A 15,987-nucleotide genomic window follows, 5' to 3' on the forward strand; every position below is an offset into this window, starting at 1 on the left:
TCGCTGCATCATACAAAAAGCCGGGGAAACCCGGCTTTTTGCTGCTTGTCACAAAAGATCGTTAGCCAGCCCCCTGAACGCAGGCCAGTCGGTGAGACTGCGCGCGGCCCAGACTCCCTTGGCCATTTTGCCCTCTTAGGCGCTACACTCTGCACCCCGACCGATACGGCCAACACGAGGCTCCTGCATGCAGTATCGCGACTTGCGCGACTTCATCCGTGGCCTGGAACAGCGCGGCGAACTCAAGCGCATCCAGGTTCCGATTTCTCCCGTCCTGGAAATGACCGAGGTCTGCGACCGCACCCTGCGTGCCAAGGGCCCGGCGTTGCTGTTCGAGAAGCCCACCGGCTACGACATCCCGGTGCTGGGCAACCTGTTCGGTACGCCAGAACGGGTGGCCATGGGCATGGGCGCCGAGTCGGTCGAAGAGCTGCGCGAAATCGGCAAGTTGCTGGCCTTCCTCAAGGAGCCCGAGCCGCCGAAGGGCCTGAAGGACGCCTGGTCGAAACTGCCGATCTTCAAGAAGGTCGTGTCGATGGCGCCCAAGGTGGTCAAGGATGCCGTGTGCCAGGAGGTGGTGGTCGAAGGTGACGACGTCGACCTCGGCCAGCTGCCGATCCAGCATTGCTGGCCAGGCGATGTGGCGCCGCTGATCACCTGGGGCCTGACCGTGACCCGCGGCCCCAACAAGGACCGCCAGAACCTGGGTATCTACCGCCAGCAGGTCATCGGCCGCAACAAGGTCATCATGCGCTGGCTGAGCCACCGCGGTGGCGCGCTGGACTACCGCGAATGGTGCGAGAAGCACCCCGGCCAGCCGTTCCCGGTTGCTGTGGCGCTGGGCGCAGACCCGGCGACCATTCTTGGGGCGGTGACGCCCGTGCCGGATACCCTGTCCGAGTACGCCTTCGCCGGCCTGCTGCGTGGCAACCGCACCGAGCTGGTCAAGTGCCGTGGCAGCAACCTGCAGGTGCCGGCCACCGCCGAGATCATCCTCGAAGGGGTGATCCACCCTGGCGAAATGGCGCCCGAAGGCCCCTATGGCGACCACACCGGTTACTACAACGAAGTGGACAGCTTCCCGGTGTTCACGGTCGAGCGCATCACTCACCGGCAAAAACCGATCTACCACAGCACCTACACCGGCCGCCCGCCCGATGAGCCGGCCATTCTCGGGGTGGCGCTGAACGAAGTGTTCGTGCCGATCCTGCAGAAGCAGTTCCCGGAGATCGTCGACTTCTACCTGCCGCCGGAAGGTTGTTCGTACCGCATGGCGGTGGTGACCATGAAAAAGCAGTACCCAGGCCACGCCAAGCGCGTGATGCTGGGGGTGTGGTCGTTCCTGCGACAGTTCATGTACACCAAGTTTGTTATCGTCACCGACGACGACATCAACGCCCGCGACTGGAATGACGTGATCTGGGCCATCACCACGCGCATGGACCCCAAGCGTGATACGGTGATGATCGACAACACCCCGATCGACTACCTGGACTTCGCGTCGCCGGTGTCGGGGTTGGGATCGAAGATGGGCCTGGATGCCACCCACAAGTGGCCGGGCGAGACTACACGCGAATGGGGGCGGGTCATCGTCAAGGACGAAGCCGTCACCCGCCGTATCGATGAGCTGTGGGATCAGTTGGGAATAGATTGATGCAGGTAACGTTGCAGCCGTCCGGGGCAGTGCTGGCGCTCGAACCCGGGGAACGGATCCTGGATGGAGCGCGGCGGCTGGGCTATGACTGCCCCAACAGCTGCCGCAATGGCAATTGCCATGTCTGCGCCGCTTTGCTGGTAGAAGGGAGCGTCCGCCAGAACGGCGAAGTACGCGACCATGGCGAGCTGTTCACCTGCATTGCCGAACCGCTGGAGGATTGCGTGTTGCTCTGGGATGGTGTGCTCGCCCTGGGCGAGCTGCCAGTGCGCAAGCTGGCGTGCAGCGTGAGCGAATGCGTCGACGTCGGTGGCGACGTCTGGCGCGTGCGCCTGCGTGCGCCTGCGGGCAAGCCGCCGCGTTATCACGCCGGGCAGTATCTGATGATCGAGCGTGAAGGCGGCAAGCAGGCGGCGTTCTCCCTGGCCTCGGCCCCCCACGGTGGGCGTGAGCTGGAGCTGCACGTGCTGGCGCGTGAACCCAGCGCACTGCAGTTGATCGAGCAATTGCAGCGCGATCGCCTGGCACGTATCGAACTGCCGTTCGGCGATGCGCACCTGGCCGAGCTGCCAGACGGCCCGCTGGTGCTGATCGCTGCCGGTACGGGGATGGGCCAGATGCACAGCCTGGTCGAGCACTGCCGCGCCCAGGGCTTCAAGCATCCGGTACACCTGTACTGGGGGGTGCGCCGGCCCGAGGATTTCTACCAGATCGAGCACTGGGACCAATGGCAGCACTTGCCCAACCTGTTCCTGCACAAGGTCGTCAGTGACCTGTGCGGGTGGGAAGGCCGGTGCGGCATGCTGCACGAGGCGGTTTGCGAAGACATCCCTGACCTCAATACCGTGCATGTGTATGCCAGCGGCTCGCCCAACATGGTCTATGCCACCCTCGATGCGCTGGTCGAGGCGGGCATGGATGCGCACCGCATGCGCGCGGATGTATTTGCCTACGCGCCGCGTGGCTAATAACCGAAGTTTGAACCACTGGGTATAAGGCGGTAATTGTTACCGCCTTGGCTCATAACTTTCACCCGGCTTGAAACAATGCGCTCCAACTGTCGGAAGTTCGCGTGAATCTTTAGCTGCGGGGCTTGAGTAGTGGCCTGTTTATATCCTAAGGTTAATCCAGGTACCTTGGGTGCGGGGCGCAGGCCCTGGCACACAGCGACGCTCGCTACGACAGTAGTTCACGGGGAATAATGGCGGCAGCTTATGTCGGCACTTCAACAGTTATCCTGGAATAGTTCTTACCCTCCGGCGCTCGACTTCGGCCAGCAATTGACCCGCGAGCAATTGATCAACTCCATGCACATGACCATGTCACGCCATGAAGGCGGGCCCGTGTGGTTGTTTGCCTATGGCTCGTTGATCTGGCGCCCGGAGTGCAGTTCGGTTGAGCGTCAGCGGGCGCGGGTGCATGGTTACCACCGTGGGCTGTACCTGTGGTCGCACGAGCACCGTGGCACGCCGGAAACACCGGGCCTGGTGTTCGGCCTGGACCGTGGCGGGTCGTGCAGCGGTTTTGCCTATCGGCTGGAAGAAAGCAACCTGGATGAGTCGCTGATGGCGCTGTGGCAGAGGGAGATGCCTTACCCGGCCTACCGCCCGCACTGGCTCAGTTGCCGGTTGGGGGATGGCAGCAAGGTGCAGGCCTTGGGTTTTGTGCTGGAGCGCCACTTGCCGTGCTATGCGGGGAATCTGCCAGATACGCTGCTCAGCCAGATCCTTGCCAGTGCCAAAGGGCGGTATGGCACCACGCGCGAGTATGTGGAACAGACCTTGAACGCTTTGCGCACTCACCAGATGCCGGATCGCAACCTGGAGGCGCGGTTCAGGCGCTGCCATAACCTGCGCGAAGTTTGAGCAAGACAGTTGCTCAGGTTCTCTGCGGTCTTCAGGTTGTGGGAGCGGGCTTGCCCCGCGAAGAGGCCGGTGCTGCCAACCCAGTTGTGATGCCTTATCGGGTTAGCACCACCAACTTACCCAGCGCCTTCCTCTGCCCCAATTGCTCGATAGCCGCCCCAGCCTCGGCCAGTGGATAAGTCTTCGACACCAACGGTTTCAGTTTGCCTTCGGCATGCCAGGCAAACAGCTGGCTGAAGTTCGCCGCATTGTCCTCCGGCTGACGCTGTGCAAACGCCCCCCAGAACACCCCCAGCACCGCAGCGCCCTTGAGCAGCACCAGGTTCGCCGCCATCTGTGGGATGGTGCCGCTGGCAAACCCGACCACCAGTAACCGTCCATTCCAGGCCAGCCCGCGCACGGCCTGGTCGAACAGCTCGCCGCCCACCGGGTCGTAGATCACGTCCGCGCCCTGGCCGCCGGTCAGGCGCTTTATCTCGTCCTTGAGGCTGGCCTGGCTGTAGTCAATCAGCTCGTCGGCCCCGGCAGCCTTGGCCACAGCCAGTTTTTCAGCGCTGCTGGCCGCGGCGATCACCCGGGCGCCCATGGCCTTGCCTATTTCCACTGCCGCCAGGCCCACACCGCCAGACGCCCCCAGCACCAGCAGGGTTTCACCGGGCCGCAGTTGGCCGCGCTGCTTGAGTGCATGCATCGAGGTGCCGTAGGTCATGCCAAAGGCGGCAGCGGTCGTGAAGTCCATGCTTTCGGGGATCGGCATCACGTTGTAGAAGGGCACCGCGACCTGCTCGGCGAACGCACCCCAGCCCGTCAGCGCCATGACCCGGTCGCCGACCTTGAACGCCCCGGCCTTTTCGCCGACTGCGGCGACCACCCCCGCTGCTTCGCTGCCCGGGGAAAACGGCAGCGGTGGCTGAAACTGGTATTTACCTTCGATGATCAGGGTGTCCGGGAAGTTGACACCTGCGGCCTGTACCTCCAGCAGGAGCTCGTTCTTCTTCGGCACGGGGCTGGCGACGTCTTCCAGTACCAGGTCGCGCGCCGGACCCAGGGTTTTGCACAACACAGCTTTCATCGGGGCTATTCCTTTGCGGGTAATGGCCGATAAGTGTAGGAGGGCCACCTGCCGGGTCAACGAGCATGGCCCACCCTGATGGGCCGGCATAAGCCTGGGCTTGGGTTTGAGCGGTGTGCTGGGTAAGCTGGCGCCAATTGTATTGAGGAGCGAATTCGTGAAAGCGTGGATCTTGATGGTGCTGGCCCTGATGCTGCCAGTGGCGGCCATGGCCGAAGAGGCCAAGGAAGGGCAGCCAAAAGTCGCCTACATCACCCTGAGCCCACCCTTTGTCGGTAACTACGCGCTCGACGTTGGCCCCAAGCTGCGCGTCTACAAGGCTGACGTGGCCCTGCGCGTGACCGGTGATGAGGCCGCCAAGGCGGTGAAGCATCACGAGCCGCTGATCCGTAACCAGCTGGTGGCGCTGTTCACCCAGCAGACGGTAGACAAGATGAGCAACGTCGAGGCCAAGGAGCAACTGCGCCAGGAAGCCCTCAAGCAGGTGCAGCAGGTAATGGAAGCGGAAGAGGGCAAGCCGATTGTCGAAGACCTGCTGTTCAACAACCTGATCGTGCAGTGATCAAGAGGCCAGGCTGCGCCGAAAGCGCGCCAGTGCCACGCTGAAGAACACCAGGCCGATCACGGCCAGGGCCAGGATATCTGGCCATACCACGGCCAAGCCGGCGTCGCGGAACAGAATTGCGGCGCCGAGGCTGACGAAATGCGTCGACGGCGAGCCTTGCATCACCCATTGCAACCACTGCGGCATGCTGTCCAGCGGCGTGCTGCCGCCCGACAGCAACAGCATCGGGATGATCACCGGGATCGCCAGCAGGCCGAACTGAGGCGTCGAACGCGCCAGGGTGGCCAGAAAGATGCCCAGCGCGGTGCTGGCGAACAGGTACAGCGCCGTCACCCCCAGAAACAGCCCCATGGAGCCGGACAACGGCACGCCCAGGGCGCCCTTGACCACCACGATCAGCGAGATCCAGGTGCAAAGCACCACCACCAGTGCGTTGCTGGCGATTTTCGCCAGCATGATTTCCAGCGCGGTCAACGGCAGCACCAGCAAGTGATCGAGCGTGCCGTGTTCGCGCTCACGCAACAACGCGGTGCCGGTGAGGATGATCGCCAGAATCGTGATGTTGTTGACGATCTGGATCACCGCCAGAAACCAGCCGCCCTCAAGGTTGGGGTTGAACAATGCCTTGGGGTTGATCAGCACCGGGCTCTGCGTGGTGGTGCGCTGGGTATAGTCGAGCAGCTCACGTTCGAAGATCCGGCCGATGTAGCCGGCGCCCATGAAGGCCTGGCTCATGGCCGTGGCGTCGACGTTGATCTGCAGCTCCGGCGACCGCCCGGCCAGCAGGTCGCTCTGGAAATTTACCGGCACATTGATCACGAAGGTGTACTGGCCACTGTCCATGGCCTGGTCCAGGCGGTCCGGAGGCAGAGGCACGGCAGGCTGGAACTCGGGCGGTTGCAGCGACTCGGTGAGTTTGCGCGAGAGCAGGCTGTGGTCTTCGTCGACCACGGCGACACTGGCGTTGTGCACGCCGATCACCGAGCCGGCCGCAGGCATGTAGATCGCCACGCTAAAGGCATAAAGCAGAAACAGCAGCAGCACGCTGTCATGGCGCAGGCTGGTGAGTTCTTTCAGGCCCAGGCGCAGGGTGTGGTTCAAGCGCGACATGTCAGGCCTCCTGCTTCTTGAGCATGATCAGGCTCAGGCCGGTGAATACGGCAAAGAAACTCAGCAGGATCAGGCACTGCGGCCACAGCTCGCGCAGGCCCAGCGCTTTGGTGAAGGTGCCGACCGCGATGTCGAGGAAATACCCGGCCGGGAACAGCTGGCCCATCACCGCCGCAGCGCCGTCGAGCGACGAGCGCGGCACGATCAGCCCGGAAAACTGAATGGTCGGCAAGCTGGTGATGATCATGGTGCCCAGAATGGCCGCGATCTGGGTGCGGGTGAACGCCGAAATCAGCAAGCCCAGGCTGGTGGTGGCCAACAGGTAGGCCACGCCGCCACAGGCCAGGGCCAGCACGCTGCCCTTTAGCGGCACGGCGAACAGCCAGCGGTTCATCGCCACCAGCAACGCCAGGTTGACCAGGCTCACGGCCAGGTAGGGCAGCTGTTTGCCCAGCAGGAACTCCAGGCGGGTGAGGGGCGTGGCGTAGAAGTTGGTAATGGAGCCCAGCTCTTTCTCGCGGACAATGCCCAGGGCGGTGAGCATGGCTGGTATGAAGGCCAGGATCAGCGCCATCACCCCGGGGCCGATGGCATTCACGCTGACCACATCCTGGTTGTAGCGAAAGCGTGTTTCCAGGCGCACCGGTTCCTGGCGCTGCACCGGTTGCGGGCTGTAGGCGGCAAGCTGTTCGAGGTTCGCCTGGTGCACGGCTTCCACGTAGTTACGGCTGGTTTCCGCACGAAACGGCATGCCGCCGTCCAGCCAGGCTGCCACGACCGGCTGGCGCCCGGCGTGCAGGTCGCGGCCAAAGCCCGGTGGGATCTCCAGCGCCAGTTTGATTTCGGAGCGCTGCAAGCGCTGGTGCATCTCGCGAGTATCCCGGATCGGCGCCTGTTCGGCGAAATAGCGCGACCCGCGAAAGGCCTCGAGGTAGGCGCGGCTCTGCGGGCTCTGATCCTGGTCGTGAACGGCGAAGGCGAGGTTCTCCACATCCAGCGAGATGCCGTAGCCGAAGATCACCATCATGAACACGGCGCCGAGCAGGGCAAAGGCCAGGCGCACCCTGTCCCGCAGCAACTCCTTGCCCTCCCGGCTGGCCACCGCCAACAGGCGGCGCAGGCTGAAGCCATGGCGCAACGGCGGTGTGGTCGCTGCTGCCTGCTCCAGTACCGCGTTGCCCGGGGCCTGGGGGCCGGTCTCCTGGGCCTGTTCCAGGCAGCGGACGAAGGCGTCTTCCAGGGTGTTGCCGGCGTAATGGCGCTGCAGGGCGTCGGGCGTGTCGCAGGCCAGCACCCGGCCGGCGTGCATCAGCGAAATGCGGTCGCAGCGCTGGGCTTCGTTCATGAAGTGGGTGGAGAGGAAAATGGTCACGCCCTGCTCGCGGGACAATTCCACCAGCAGCCGCCAGAAGTCGTCCCGGGCGGCAGGGTCGACGCCAGAAGTCGGCTCGTCGAGGATCAGCACTTCAGGGCGATGCAGCACCGCGACCGCCAGCGACAGCCGCTGGCGCAGGCCAAGGGGCAGGGCGCCTGACGGCTGGTCGGCGAAGCTGCCCAGGTCGAAGCGTTCGATCAGTTCGCTGATGCGCTGCGCGCTTTCGGCCTTGGGCAGGTCGAACAGGCGGGCATGCAGCGTCAGGTTCTGGCGGGTGCTGAGTTCGCCATACAGCGAGAAACTCTGCGACATGAACCCCACCCGCTTGCGCGTGGCCAGGTCGCTGGCATCCACCGGGCGGCCGAGCAGGGTGGCGCTGCCCTCGGTGGCGGGCATCAGGCCGGTGAGCACTTTCATGGTGGTGGTCTTGCCGCAGCCGTTGGAACCCAGGAAGCCGAAAATTTCCCCACGGCCAATGGCGAAGCTGACCTTGTTCACTGCGGTGAAATCGCCAAAGCGCAGGGTCAGGTCGTGCGCCTCGATGGCAACCGGGCCGTCATTGGTCGGGCGTGGCGGGATGCTCAAGGGTGCGTGTTGCGTGCTGCCTGCGCCCTGGTAATGGGTAAAGGCGTCGTCCAGCTTGCCGCTGGGCGTGACGGCGGCCAGTACCTGGCTGGGGCCTGCGGCAATCAGCTGGCCGCCATCGAGCATCAGGCAGTGCTCGAACTGCTCGGCCTCTTCCATATAGGCGGTGGCCACCAGCAGCGTCAATTGCGGGCGTTGCGCACGTACCTGCTCGACCAGCTCCCAGAAGCGCCGGCGCGAAAGGGGGTCGACCCCGGTGGTGGGTTCGTCGAGGATCAGCAGGTCAGGCTCGTGGATCAGCGCGCAGCACAGGCCCAGCTTCTGCTTCATGCCCCCCGACAGCTTGCCGGCCGGGCGCTCGGCGAAACGTTGCAGGTCAGTGGCTTGTAGCAGGTTGGCCATGCGCTGGTCGCATTCATCACGGCCAAGGCCAAACAGGGTGGCGAAAAAGCGAATGTTCTCGCTGATCGACAGTTCGGGATACAGGTTGTTGCCCAGCCCTTGCGGCATGAACGCCACTTTTGGGTACAGCGCCGCGCGATGGCGGCGCTGACGGATCGAGCCGCCGAGCACCTGCAGCTCACCCTGTTGCAGGCGCTTCACGCCGGCGATCAGCCCGAGCAGGGTCGATTTGCCGGCCCCGTCGGGGCCAATCAGTGCACAGCGCGTGCCTGCAGGCAGGCTGAAGCCCAGCGTGTGCAAGGCGACCAGGCCGCCATAGCGGTGGCTGATACCCTCGGCCAGCAGTGCCGGCGCGTTCATTGCAGGTTGGCCGGCCAGTCCACATCAGCCGTGCGCACGTAGCCAGCACCCGGCATGCCCGGCTTGGCTTGAGGCACGGCGCTTGGGTCGATCAGGCGCAGTTTGACGCGAAACACCAGCTTCTGCCGTTCGTCACGGGTTTCGACCTGTTTCGGGGTGAACTGTGCCTTGGCCGCAACAAAGGCCACCTTCGCCGGCAAGGCCTGCTCTGGCAAGGCGTCGAGGACGATGCGTGCCTGATCGCCAACGGTCAGCCGGCCGCTGGTGGAGGCCGGCAGGTAGAGGTTCATGTACTGGTCGCTCGGGTCGATCAGCATCAGTACCCGACCGCCAGCACCCAACACCTCACCCGGTTCGGCCAGGCGCAGCTGGATGATGCCGTCGATGGGCGCTCGCAGGCTGCTGTCGTCGATCTCGCTGGTGAGCTGCGCCACCTGGGCTTGGGCGGCGCCGATGGCGGCCTTGACTGCCGCCAGCTGGGCACGTGCCGCGACAACTGCCGCGTTGGCCGTGTCGAAGCGGGCCTGTTGCTGGTCGAGCAACTGCTGGCTGGCGTACTTGCGCTGGAAGATTTCGCGCACGCGCTTGAGCTCCTGGCCGGCCAGCAGCAGTTCACTTTGGCGCAGTTGCACACTGGCCTGGGCTGCCGCGTAGTTTTCCCGCGCGCGCAGCACTTCGGCCTCGGCCTGGTTGCGTTGGGCCTCCATGGTACGGGTGTCGATACGGGCCAGCAGCTGGCCGCGGACAACCTTGTCGCCTTCGTCGACCCGCACTTCGGCCAAGCGCCCGGGGACCTTGCTGGCAATCTGCACTTCGGTCGCCTCGAGGCGGCCGTTGCCCATGCTCAAGCCTTCCGGCAATTGGTCGTGCAGCGACTTCCAGTAACCCAGCCCTGCAGCGGTCGCCAGTAAGGCGATCAACGCGGTGGCGAAGACCCTGGGGGCATATCGATTCATCAGTCAGCATCCTGCTCAATGCACGCCCCTATCGTGGCGTGTGGCTATCCATGGCGTGTTGATATCGGTCAAACCCCATGACCATAGCGCACCTTCAGCTCAGCGCGACAATCGCCGCCCATTGCTCGGGGGTCACCGGCATCACCGACAGGCGGCTGCCTTTCTGTACCAGCGGCAGTTCGGCAAGGGCAGCCTGTTGCTTGAGCCAGCCCAGCTCCAGCACCTTGGGCAGGGTCTGCACGTGCGCCACATCTACGGCGCTCCACGGGTTTTTCTCGGCCGTGGCCTTGGGGTCGTGATAGGGGCTCTCTGGGTCCAGTGCGGTTGGGTCCGGGTAGGCTGCCCGCGTGATCCGGGCGATGCCGGCAATGCCCGGCTGCGGGCAGCTGGAATGGTAGAAGAAGAACGTGTCGCCCACGCTCATGGCCCGCAGGAAGTTGCGCGCCTGGTAATTGCGCACGCCGTCCCAGCGTGTTTCGCCCAGGCGGCCAAGGCCTTCGATCGAGAGCTCGTCGGGCTCGGATTTCATCAGCCAATAGGCCATGGATGCTGCTCCTGAAAAGGTTTGAAATAACCTGTTGCACGAAACCGACAGCCGGTTGGCGTCAATGTTTGCGTGTAGACGCAGGTTGTCGGAAAATGCGCCCCGTTTAAAGCGAGATGCGCTGGCGATACCCAGAAAATCGCCAAGCCGGAACAGTTTGCCTGGGGGGCAATCTTCGATGAATCAACGCAAAAAGCCGGATCTGCTGTGGATCCTGGTGTTCATTTTTGGCCTGGGTGTGGTCACTACCGGTTATGCGCAGGGGTTCTGGGAGCGCAAGCTGGATACCGCCTATCAGATGCCAGTCGACGCCAGCCAGCCGCCACGTTGATGCCCTTCGCTGGCGCCGCTCAGCTCGGCGCCAGGTACCAGTCGCAGTCCGAGACCGTCCCCTGCAAGGGTACATCCCAGCTGGCCTGCGCCAGCCGCTCGACCTTTTGGCATTCATGCGCCAGCCCCAGCAGCAAGGGCTTTTTCCAGGTCTTGCGGCGCGCCTGGTAGGCCAGGCTGCGGTCATAGAACCCCCCGCCCATGCCCAGGCGCCCACCCACTTCATCGAAGCCCACCAGCGGCAGCAGGATCAGGTCCAGGGACCAGATCGGGCGTTGGCGTTTGCGGTCGGTCAGTGGCTCTGGAATACGGAAGCGGTTGCGCTTGAGTTTTTCACCCTGCTCGAAACGCTGAAACACCATGCGCGTGCGCGGCCAGGCGTGCAGTACCGGCAGGTAGGTGCGCTTGCCGCGTCGCTGGGCTTCGCGCAGTAGTAGGTATGGGTCGATTTCGCCGTCGTTGGGCAAGTACAGGGCGATGTGCCGGGCGCGGCGGAACAGCGGGTCTTGCGCCAACTGGCGGTACAGGCCGAGGGCGGCCTGGCGCTGCTGGGCAGGCGTCAGTGCGCGGCGGGCATTGCGCAGCAGGCGACGGAGCTGGGGGCGGGTAGGCGGCGCGGTGTCGGTCATGGCACGGGCGTTCCCAGTTGTCGCTACTGGTGTGGAGTCTGCCCGCAGCAAATGCAGGCAAGAGAAATAAGGCTCCCCGATAGGACCGCTATCGGTGTAGCCCTTGAACCCGAAAGTTCAAGGTGGAGATTGCAGGGGGCGTTAAGGCTTTCCGTCGAGCGGACATGCACACCGGCCCCAGCGTGCAACCCCCGTGGTTGTGCGTATCGGCTCAGGGACATAACCGACTGGCGCATCCCCCAGGGAGTGGCGCCAGTATACCAATCTCAGCCGATTTTGGTATCCGTGTCGTCGGACAAAGCCTTATCGACCCGATCCAGCAGCTCGCGCACCTGTTCGCGGTTGGTGTCAGCAGCGGGTGCGTCGGTACGCTCTTCCTGGCGGTGCAGCATCTCGTGGGTAATGTTCAACGCCGCCATCACCGCGATGCGGTCGGCACCAATCACCTTGCCGCTGCTGCGGATCTCGCGCATCTTGCCGTCCAGGTAGCGCGCCGCGCTGACCAGGTTGTTGCGCTCTTCCGGCGGGCAGATGATCGAGTATTCCTTGTCGAGGATCTGCACGGTGACGCTATTGCTTGAACTCATGAGTCTTGCTCCAGAGCCTTGAGGCGTAAAATCATCGACTCGACCTTGCGCCTTGCGATCTCGTTCTTTTCAATGAGGTGGGCGCGCTCTTCGCGCCAGGACTTTTCCTGAGCTACTAGGAGTGCATTTTGCCGTTTTAGTTGCTCGACACGTTCAATCAGCAACTCGAATCGGCTCATCAGCGCTTGCAGGTCGTTCTCTTGCGTGGGTTGCACTCGAATCGCTCCGTCGTTGAGTCACCTGGCGATGATGCCTCTCCCTGGCCCGCGACGGCCAGTGCCGATGGTCTTGGCGCGCCTGCCGGTGCTAGGATACAAGGTCTCCATTCTAGTCATTGCGCCGTCTGGCGCCTAGTTGCCCATGCCCAATACCCAATCGCCCTACATCGCCTTCGCCATGCTGCTTTCCAGCAATGGCCACCCTGTCACTCCTGCCGAGCTGCACGGCTTGCTGGTCGGGCGCAGTTGCGCCGGTGCCGGCTTCGATGCCGACGCCTGGCTGGCCGACGCCGCCCAACTGCTGGAAAACGAACCCGGTGACACTGTCCGCAATGCCCTGATCGGCCTGCAGGAGATGGTCAAGGGTGAGCTGACCAGCGATGACATGGCCATCGTCCTGCTGCTGCCTACCGATGACGCCGCGCTGGCCGACCGCGCTGCGGCGCTGGGCCAGTGGTGCCAGGGCTTCATCACCGGTTTCGGCCTGAACGCAGGTGGCAAGGAGCTTTCCACCGAGGCCAAGGACGTGCTGCAGGACCTGGTTGCCATCTCGCAGGTGCAAGAAGCCCTCGAAGAGTCCGAAGACGGCGAGAGCGACTACATGGAAGTCATGGAATACCTGCGCGTAGCGCCGCTGCTGCTGTTCTCCGAACTGGCCAAGCCGGCCGCACCTGCGTCCAAGCCATCGTTGCACTGATCAACCGGGGGTAGTCTGCCCATGAGCCACATTCCCAAGGCCGAGTATGCCCGTCGGCGCAAGGCGCTGATGGCGCAGATGGTCCCCAATAGCATTGCCATCCTGCCCGCCGCCGCAGTTGCCATTCGCAACCGCGACGTCGAGCACGTGTACCGCCAGGACAGCGACTTCCAGTACCTCAGCGGCTTCCCGGAGCCTGAGGCTGTCATCGCGCTTATCCCCGGCCGGGAACATGGCGAGTACGTGCTGTTCTGCCGCGAGCGCAACCCCGAGCGCGAGCAATGGGAAGGGCTGCGCGCCGGCCAGGAAGGTGCGGTGCGTGATTTCGGCGCCGACGATGCCTTCCCGATCACCGACATCGACGAGATCTTGCCGGGCCTTATCGAAGGCCGCGAGCGGGTCTACAGCGCCATGGGCAGCAACCCCGAGTTCGACCGCCGGCTGATGGACTGGATCAACGTGATCCGCTCCAAGGCGCGCCTTGGTGCCCAGCCGCCGAACGAGTTCGTTGCGCTGGATCATCTGCTGCATGACATGCGCCTGTATAAATCGGCGGCGGAAGTGAAAGTGATGCGCGCTGCCGCCGAAATTTCCGCTCGCGCCCACGTGCGTGCCATGCAGGCGTGCCGGGCCGGGCTGCACGAGTACAGCCTGGAAGCCGAGCTGGATTACGAATTCCGCAAGGGCGGGGCGAAAATGCCGGCCTACGGCTCGATCGTCGCCGCCGGGCGCAATGGCTGCATCCTGCACTATCAGCAGAACGACGCCCCGCTCAAGGATGGCGACCTGGTGTTGATCGATGCGGGCTGCGAAATCGACTGCTATGCCAGCGACATCACCCGCACGTTCCCGGTCAGCGGGCGTTTCTCGCCCGAGCAGAAGGCCATCTACGAGCTGGTGCTCAAGGCCCAGGCTGCGGCCTTCGCCGAAATCGCCCCCGGCAAGCACTGGAACCACGCCCACGAGGCGACCGTGCAGGTCATCACCGAGGGCCTGGTGGCACTGGGGCTGCTCAAGGGCGATGTGCAGGGGCTGATCGAAAGCGAAGCCTACCGCGCCTTCTACATGCACCGCGCCGGGCACTGGCTGGGCATGGATGTGCACGATGTGGGCGAGTACAAGGTGGGCGGTCAGTGGCGCGTGCTGGAGCCCGGCATGGCGCTGACCGTCGAGCCGGGCATCTACATTGCCGCCGACAACCAGGCGGTGGCGAAGAAGTGGCGCGGCATCGGCATAAGGATCGAGGACGACGTGGTAGTGACCAGGCAAGGCTGTGAAATTCTGACCTCCGGCGTGCCGCGCACGGTCACCGAGATCGAGGCGCTGATGCAGGCTGCGCGCAAGGACGCGGCATGAATCGAGTAAACCTGGCGATCATCGGCGGCGGCCTGGTCGGCGCCAGCCTGGCCTTGGCCCTGCAAGCCGGGGCCAAGGCGCGCGGCTGGAAGATCCTGCTGATCGAGCCGTTCGCGCCTGGCGACAACTTCCAGCCCAGCTACGATGCGCGCTCCTCGGCGCTGTCGTTTGGCACACAACAGATCTACCAGCACTTGGGGCTGTGGCAGGCCATCGGCCAACGCGCCGAACCGATCCGGCAGATTCAGGTATCCGACCGCGGCCGGTTCGGCGCCACGCGCCTGGATGCCGTCGAGGAGGGCGTGCCAGCGCTCGGCTACGTGGTCGAGAACGCCTGGCTTGGCCAGTGCCTGTGGCAGGGGCTCGACAGTGACGTGGTGAGCTGGCGTTGCCCCGCCGAGGTGCGGGCAATGCACGCCATCGAAGGCGGTTACCGCCTGCAGCTGGATGACGACACCAGCCTGGACTGCGACCTGGCGGTGCTGGCCGATGGCGGCCGCTCCGGCCTGCGTGAGCAACTGGGCATTCATGTGCGCCGCACGCCCTATGAGCAAAGCGCCTTGATCGCCAACATCACGCCTGGCGAGGCCCATCGCGGCCAGGCGTTCGAGCGCTTCACCGAGGCAGGCCCGATGGCGCTGCTGCCATTGCCGGAAAACCGCTGTGCGCTGGTCTGGACCCGTCAGGGCATGGACGCGCAGCGGCTGGCCGAAATCGACGAACGCAGCTTCCTGCGCGAGCTGCAGGACGCCTTCGGCTATCGCCTCGGCGCATTGCGCCAGGTGGGGGCAAGGCATCTGTACCCGCTGGCATTGGTCGAAGCCGACGAGCAGGTACGCCCGCACCTGGTGGTGCTGGGCAACGCCGCGCACAGCCTGCACCCCATTGCCGGGCAGGGCTTCAACCTGTCGCTGCGTGACGTTCAGGCACTGGCCGAAGCGCTGCTGGCGGGCCCGCAGCAACCCGGAGACCTGGCTACCTTGCGCGTCTATCACCAGCGTCAGCGCCTGGATCAGGCCCTGACCATCGGCTTTTCCGACCAGGTTACGCGCCTGTTCGGCAGCAACCAGCCGTTGTTGGCCGCAGGGCGCAACATCGGCCTGCTCGGCCTCGACCTGTTGCCCCCGGCGAAAAGCTGGTTTGCCCGCCAGGCCATGGGCCTGGGTACGCGCCCCGACCCGCGAGGCCAGGCATGAGCAATCCGCGCAGGCTGGCGCGCCGGGCCCGTATGTTGCGCTGGTTGTTGAACCTCTACCCTCCGTACCTGGGCGCCGGTATCCGTGTGCAGCACATCAGCCCGGACATGCGCAGCGTCAAGGTATGCATGAAGCTCACGCGCTGGAACCGCAATTACGTCGGTACCCAGTTCGGCGGCAGCCTCTACTCGATGGTCGATCCGTTCTACATGTTGCTGCTGATCGAGCAGTTGGGGCGTGAATACATCGTCTGGGACAAGGCGGCGAGCATCGATTTCATCTCGCCGGGCAAAGGCCCGGTGTACGCCGAGTTCCACCTCGATGACGCCCTGCTGGACGAGATCCGCCAGCAGACCGCTACCGGCAAGAAGTGCCTGCCGCGTTTGCAGGTGGATATCCGCGACGCTGCCGGCGAGCTGGTAGCGCGGGTCGACAAAACTCTATACGTGCGGCTCAAGCCGCAAGCGAGGCAGGCGTAAGGCATGG

At 64.3% G+C, this 15,987-nt stretch carries 17 protein-coding genes and 1 other RNA gene; 9 read left to right on the forward strand and 9 right to left on the reverse strand.

Features of this window, described 5'->3' with window-relative positions:
* The first annotated feature begins 187 nt into the window (after positions 1–187).
* The 3 genes from ubiD to HU766_RS13705 all read left to right on the forward strand — a co-directional run bounded on the left by ubiD (position 188) and on the right by HU766_RS13705 (position 3,519).
* A complete protein-coding gene (gene ubiD, locus HU766_RS13695; RefSeq protein WP_033702193.1) occupies positions 188–1,654 on the forward strand; it encodes a 4-hydroxy-3-polyprenylbenzoate decarboxylase in 1,467 nt (488 codons plus the stop codon).
* Entirely contained in the window at positions 1,654–2,622 is a 969-nt protein-coding gene (locus tag HU766_RS13700; RefSeq protein ID WP_033702191.1) for a CDP-6-deoxy-delta-3,4-glucoseen reductase, read from the forward strand. Before ubiD ends, HU766_RS13700 begins: the two co-directional genes overlap by 1 nt.
* Positions 2,623–2,868: 246 nt before the next feature.
* Positions 2,869–3,519 carry a gamma-glutamylcyclotransferase gene (locus HU766_RS13705; protein ID WP_186657648.1) on the forward strand — a complete coding sequence of 217 codons (651 nt, stop codon included), beginning with the start codon at positions 2,869–2,871 and terminating at the stop codon, positions 3,517–3,519.
* Positions 3,520–3,613: 94 nt separating this feature from the next.
* Here HU766_RS13705 and HU766_RS13710 read toward each other — a convergent pair whose 3' ends face one another.
* A complete protein-coding gene (locus HU766_RS13710) occupies positions 3,614–4,591 on the reverse strand; it encodes an NADPH:quinone oxidoreductase family protein (RefSeq protein ID WP_186657651.1) in 978 nt (325 codons plus the stop codon).
* Positions 4,592–4,748: 157 nt separating this feature from the next.
* Here HU766_RS13710 and HU766_RS13715 point away from each other — a divergent pair, with 157 nt between their 5' ends.
* Positions 4,749–5,153: a flagellar basal body-associated FliL family protein gene (locus HU766_RS13715; protein WP_186657654.1), complete on the forward strand. Its 405-nt coding sequence runs from the start codon at positions 4,749–4,751 to the stop codon at positions 5,151–5,153.
* On the opposite strand, the gene HU766_RS13720 is transcribed toward HU766_RS13715, so the two are convergent.
* The 4 genes from HU766_RS13720 to HU766_RS13735 form a co-directional block, all read right to left on the reverse strand.
* The gene (locus tag HU766_RS13720; RefSeq protein ID WP_186657657.1) at positions 5,154–6,266 is read right to left on the reverse strand and encodes an ABC transporter permease; all 1,113 of its coding nucleotides are present in this window, start codon (positions 6,264–6,266) and stop codon (positions 5,154–5,156) included.
* A gap of 1 nt (position 6,267) precedes the next feature.
* Positions 6,268–8,988, reverse strand: coding sequence for a ribosome-associated ATPase/putative transporter RbbA (rbbA, locus tag HU766_RS13725; protein WP_186657659.1), 2,721 nt, complete (start codon positions 8,986–8,988; stop codon positions 6,268–6,270).
* Positions 8,985–9,944, reverse strand: a complete 960-nt coding sequence (locus tag HU766_RS13730; RefSeq protein ID WP_033702180.1) for an HlyD family efflux transporter periplasmic adaptor subunit — start codon at positions 9,942–9,944, stop codon at positions 8,985–8,987. Before HU766_RS13730 ends, rbbA begins: the two co-directional genes overlap by 4 nt.
* A 94-nt stretch (positions 9,945–10,038) precedes the next feature.
* Positions 10,039–10,488 (reverse strand): EVE domain-containing protein, encoded by a 450-nt coding sequence (locus tag HU766_RS13735; RefSeq protein WP_033702178.1) that lies wholly within the window; start codon positions 10,486–10,488, stop codon positions 10,039–10,041.
* Between the two features lie 178 nt (positions 10,489–10,666).
* Here HU766_RS13735 and HU766_RS13740 point away from each other — a divergent pair, with 178 nt between their 5' ends.
* Complete coding sequence (locus tag HU766_RS13740; RefSeq protein WP_167334468.1) at positions 10,667–10,819, forward strand: hypothetical protein; 153 nt, start codon at positions 10,667–10,669, stop codon at positions 10,817–10,819.
* A gap of 19 nt (positions 10,820–10,838) precedes the next feature.
* Here HU766_RS13740 and HU766_RS13745 read toward each other — a convergent pair whose 3' ends face one another.
* The 4 genes from HU766_RS13745 to HU766_RS13760 form a co-directional block, all read right to left on the reverse strand.
* Positions 10,839–11,447 (reverse strand): 5-formyltetrahydrofolate cyclo-ligase, encoded by a 609-nt coding sequence (locus tag HU766_RS13745; protein WP_033702176.1) that lies wholly within the window; start codon positions 11,445–11,447, stop codon positions 10,839–10,841.
* 69 nt (positions 11,448–11,516) lie between these two features.
* Positions 11,517–11,696, reverse strand: a non-coding RNA gene (ssrS, locus tag HU766_RS13750) — 6S RNA.
* Positions 11,697–11,713: 17 nt separating this feature from the next.
* Complete coding sequence (locus HU766_RS13755) at positions 11,714–12,034, reverse strand: cell division protein ZapA (protein WP_186657662.1); 321 nt, start codon at positions 12,032–12,034, stop codon at positions 11,714–11,716.
* Positions 12,031–12,213, reverse strand: a complete 183-nt coding sequence (locus HU766_RS13760) for a TIGR02449 family protein (protein ID WP_033693939.1) — start codon at positions 12,211–12,213, stop codon at positions 12,031–12,033. The genes HU766_RS13755 and HU766_RS13760 overlap by 4 nt, the downstream gene beginning before the upstream one ends.
* Before the next feature lie 181 nt (positions 12,214–12,394).
* Between HU766_RS13760 and HU766_RS13765 the strand changes: the two genes are divergently transcribed.
* From HU766_RS13765 to HU766_RS13780, 4 genes are read left to right on the forward strand one after another with little or no spacing between them, the layout of a single operon-like run.
* A complete protein-coding gene (locus HU766_RS13765) occupies positions 12,395–12,949 on the forward strand; it encodes a YecA family protein (protein ID WP_033702172.1) in 555 nt (184 codons plus the stop codon).
* A gap of 21 nt (positions 12,950–12,970) precedes the next feature.
* On the forward strand, positions 12,971–14,305 hold the full coding sequence (gene pepP / locus HU766_RS13770; RefSeq protein ID WP_033702170.1) for a Xaa-Pro aminopeptidase: 1,335 nt from the start codon (positions 12,971–12,973) through the stop codon (positions 14,303–14,305).
* Positions 14,302–15,501, forward strand: a complete 1,200-nt coding sequence (ubiH, locus tag HU766_RS13775) for a 2-octaprenyl-6-methoxyphenyl hydroxylase (protein ID WP_033702168.1) — start codon at positions 14,302–14,304, stop codon at positions 15,499–15,501. The genes pepP and ubiH overlap by 4 nt, the downstream gene beginning before the upstream one ends.
* The gene (locus HU766_RS13780) at positions 15,498–15,980 is read left to right on the forward strand and encodes a DUF4442 domain-containing protein (protein WP_033702166.1); all 483 of its coding nucleotides are present in this window, start codon (positions 15,498–15,500) and stop codon (positions 15,978–15,980) included. The genes ubiH and HU766_RS13780 overlap by 4 nt, the downstream gene beginning before the upstream one ends.
* Positions 15,981–15,987: the final 7 nt, after the last annotated feature.

The organism is Pseudomonas sp. SWRI77 (assembly GCF_014269105.1).
Lineage (GTDB): Bacteria > Pseudomonadota > Gammaproteobacteria > Pseudomonadales > Pseudomonadaceae > Aquipseudomonas > Aquipseudomonas capeferrum.

What these genes read in the sequence shown, in the direction of transcription:
- HU766_RS13730 (WP_033702180.1), bottom strand. Translation starts at nt 9,944, where the DNA reads ATGAATCGATATGCCCCCAGGGTCTTCGCCACCGCGTTGATCGCCTTA.
- ubiH (WP_033702168.1), top strand. Translation starts at nt 14,302, where the DNA reads ATGAATCGAGTAAACCTGGCGATCATCGGCGGCGGCCTGGTCGGCGCC.
- HU766_RS13710 (WP_186657651.1), bottom strand. Translation starts at nt 4,591, where the DNA reads ATGAAAGCTGTGTTGTGCAAAACCCTGGGTCCGGCGCGCGACCTGGTA.
- HU766_RS13705 (WP_186657648.1), top strand. Translation starts at nt 2,869, where the DNA reads ATGTCGGCACTTCAACAGTTATCCTGGAATAGTTCTTACCCTCCGGCG.
- ubiD (WP_033702193.1), top strand. Translation starts at nt 188, where the DNA reads ATGCAGTATCGCGACTTGCGCGACTTCATCCGTGGCCTGGAACAGCGC.
- HU766_RS13720 (WP_186657657.1), bottom strand. Translation starts at nt 6,266, where the DNA reads ATGTCGCGCTTGAACCACACCCTGCGCCTGGGCCTGAAAGAACTCACC.
- HU766_RS13735 (WP_033702178.1), bottom strand. Translation starts at nt 10,488, where the DNA reads ATGGCCTATTGGCTGATGAAATCCGAGCCCGACGAGCTCTCGATCGAA.
- HU766_RS13755 (WP_186657662.1), bottom strand. Translation starts at nt 12,034, where the DNA reads ATGAGTTCAAGCAATAGCGTCACCGTGCAGATCCTCGACAAGGAATAC.
- rbbA (WP_186657659.1), bottom strand. Translation starts at nt 8,988, where the DNA reads ATGAACGCGCCGGCACTGCTGGCCGAGGGTATCAGCCACCGCTATGGC.
- HU766_RS13700 (WP_033702191.1), top strand. Translation starts at nt 1,654, where the DNA reads ATGCAGGTAACGTTGCAGCCGTCCGGGGCAGTGCTGGCGCTCGAACCC.
- HU766_RS13745 (WP_033702176.1), bottom strand. Translation starts at nt 11,447, where the DNA reads ATGACCGACACCGCGCCGCCTACCCGCCCCCAGCTCCGTCGCCTGCTG.
- HU766_RS13760 (WP_033693939.1), bottom strand. Translation starts at nt 12,213, where the DNA reads ATGAGCCGATTCGAGTTGCTGATTGAACGTGTCGAGCAACTAAAACGG.
- HU766_RS13740 (WP_167334468.1), top strand. Translation starts at nt 10,667, where the DNA reads ATGAATCAACGCAAAAAGCCGGATCTGCTGTGGATCCTGGTGTTCATT.
- HU766_RS13765 (WP_033702172.1), top strand. Translation starts at nt 12,395, where the DNA reads ATGCCCAATACCCAATCGCCCTACATCGCCTTCGCCATGCTGCTTTCC.
- HU766_RS13780 (WP_033702166.1), top strand. Translation starts at nt 15,498, where the DNA reads ATGAGCAATCCGCGCAGGCTGGCGCGCCGGGCCCGTATGTTGCGCTGG.
- pepP (WP_033702170.1), top strand. Translation starts at nt 12,971, where the DNA reads ATGAGCCACATTCCCAAGGCCGAGTATGCCCGTCGGCGCAAGGCGCTG.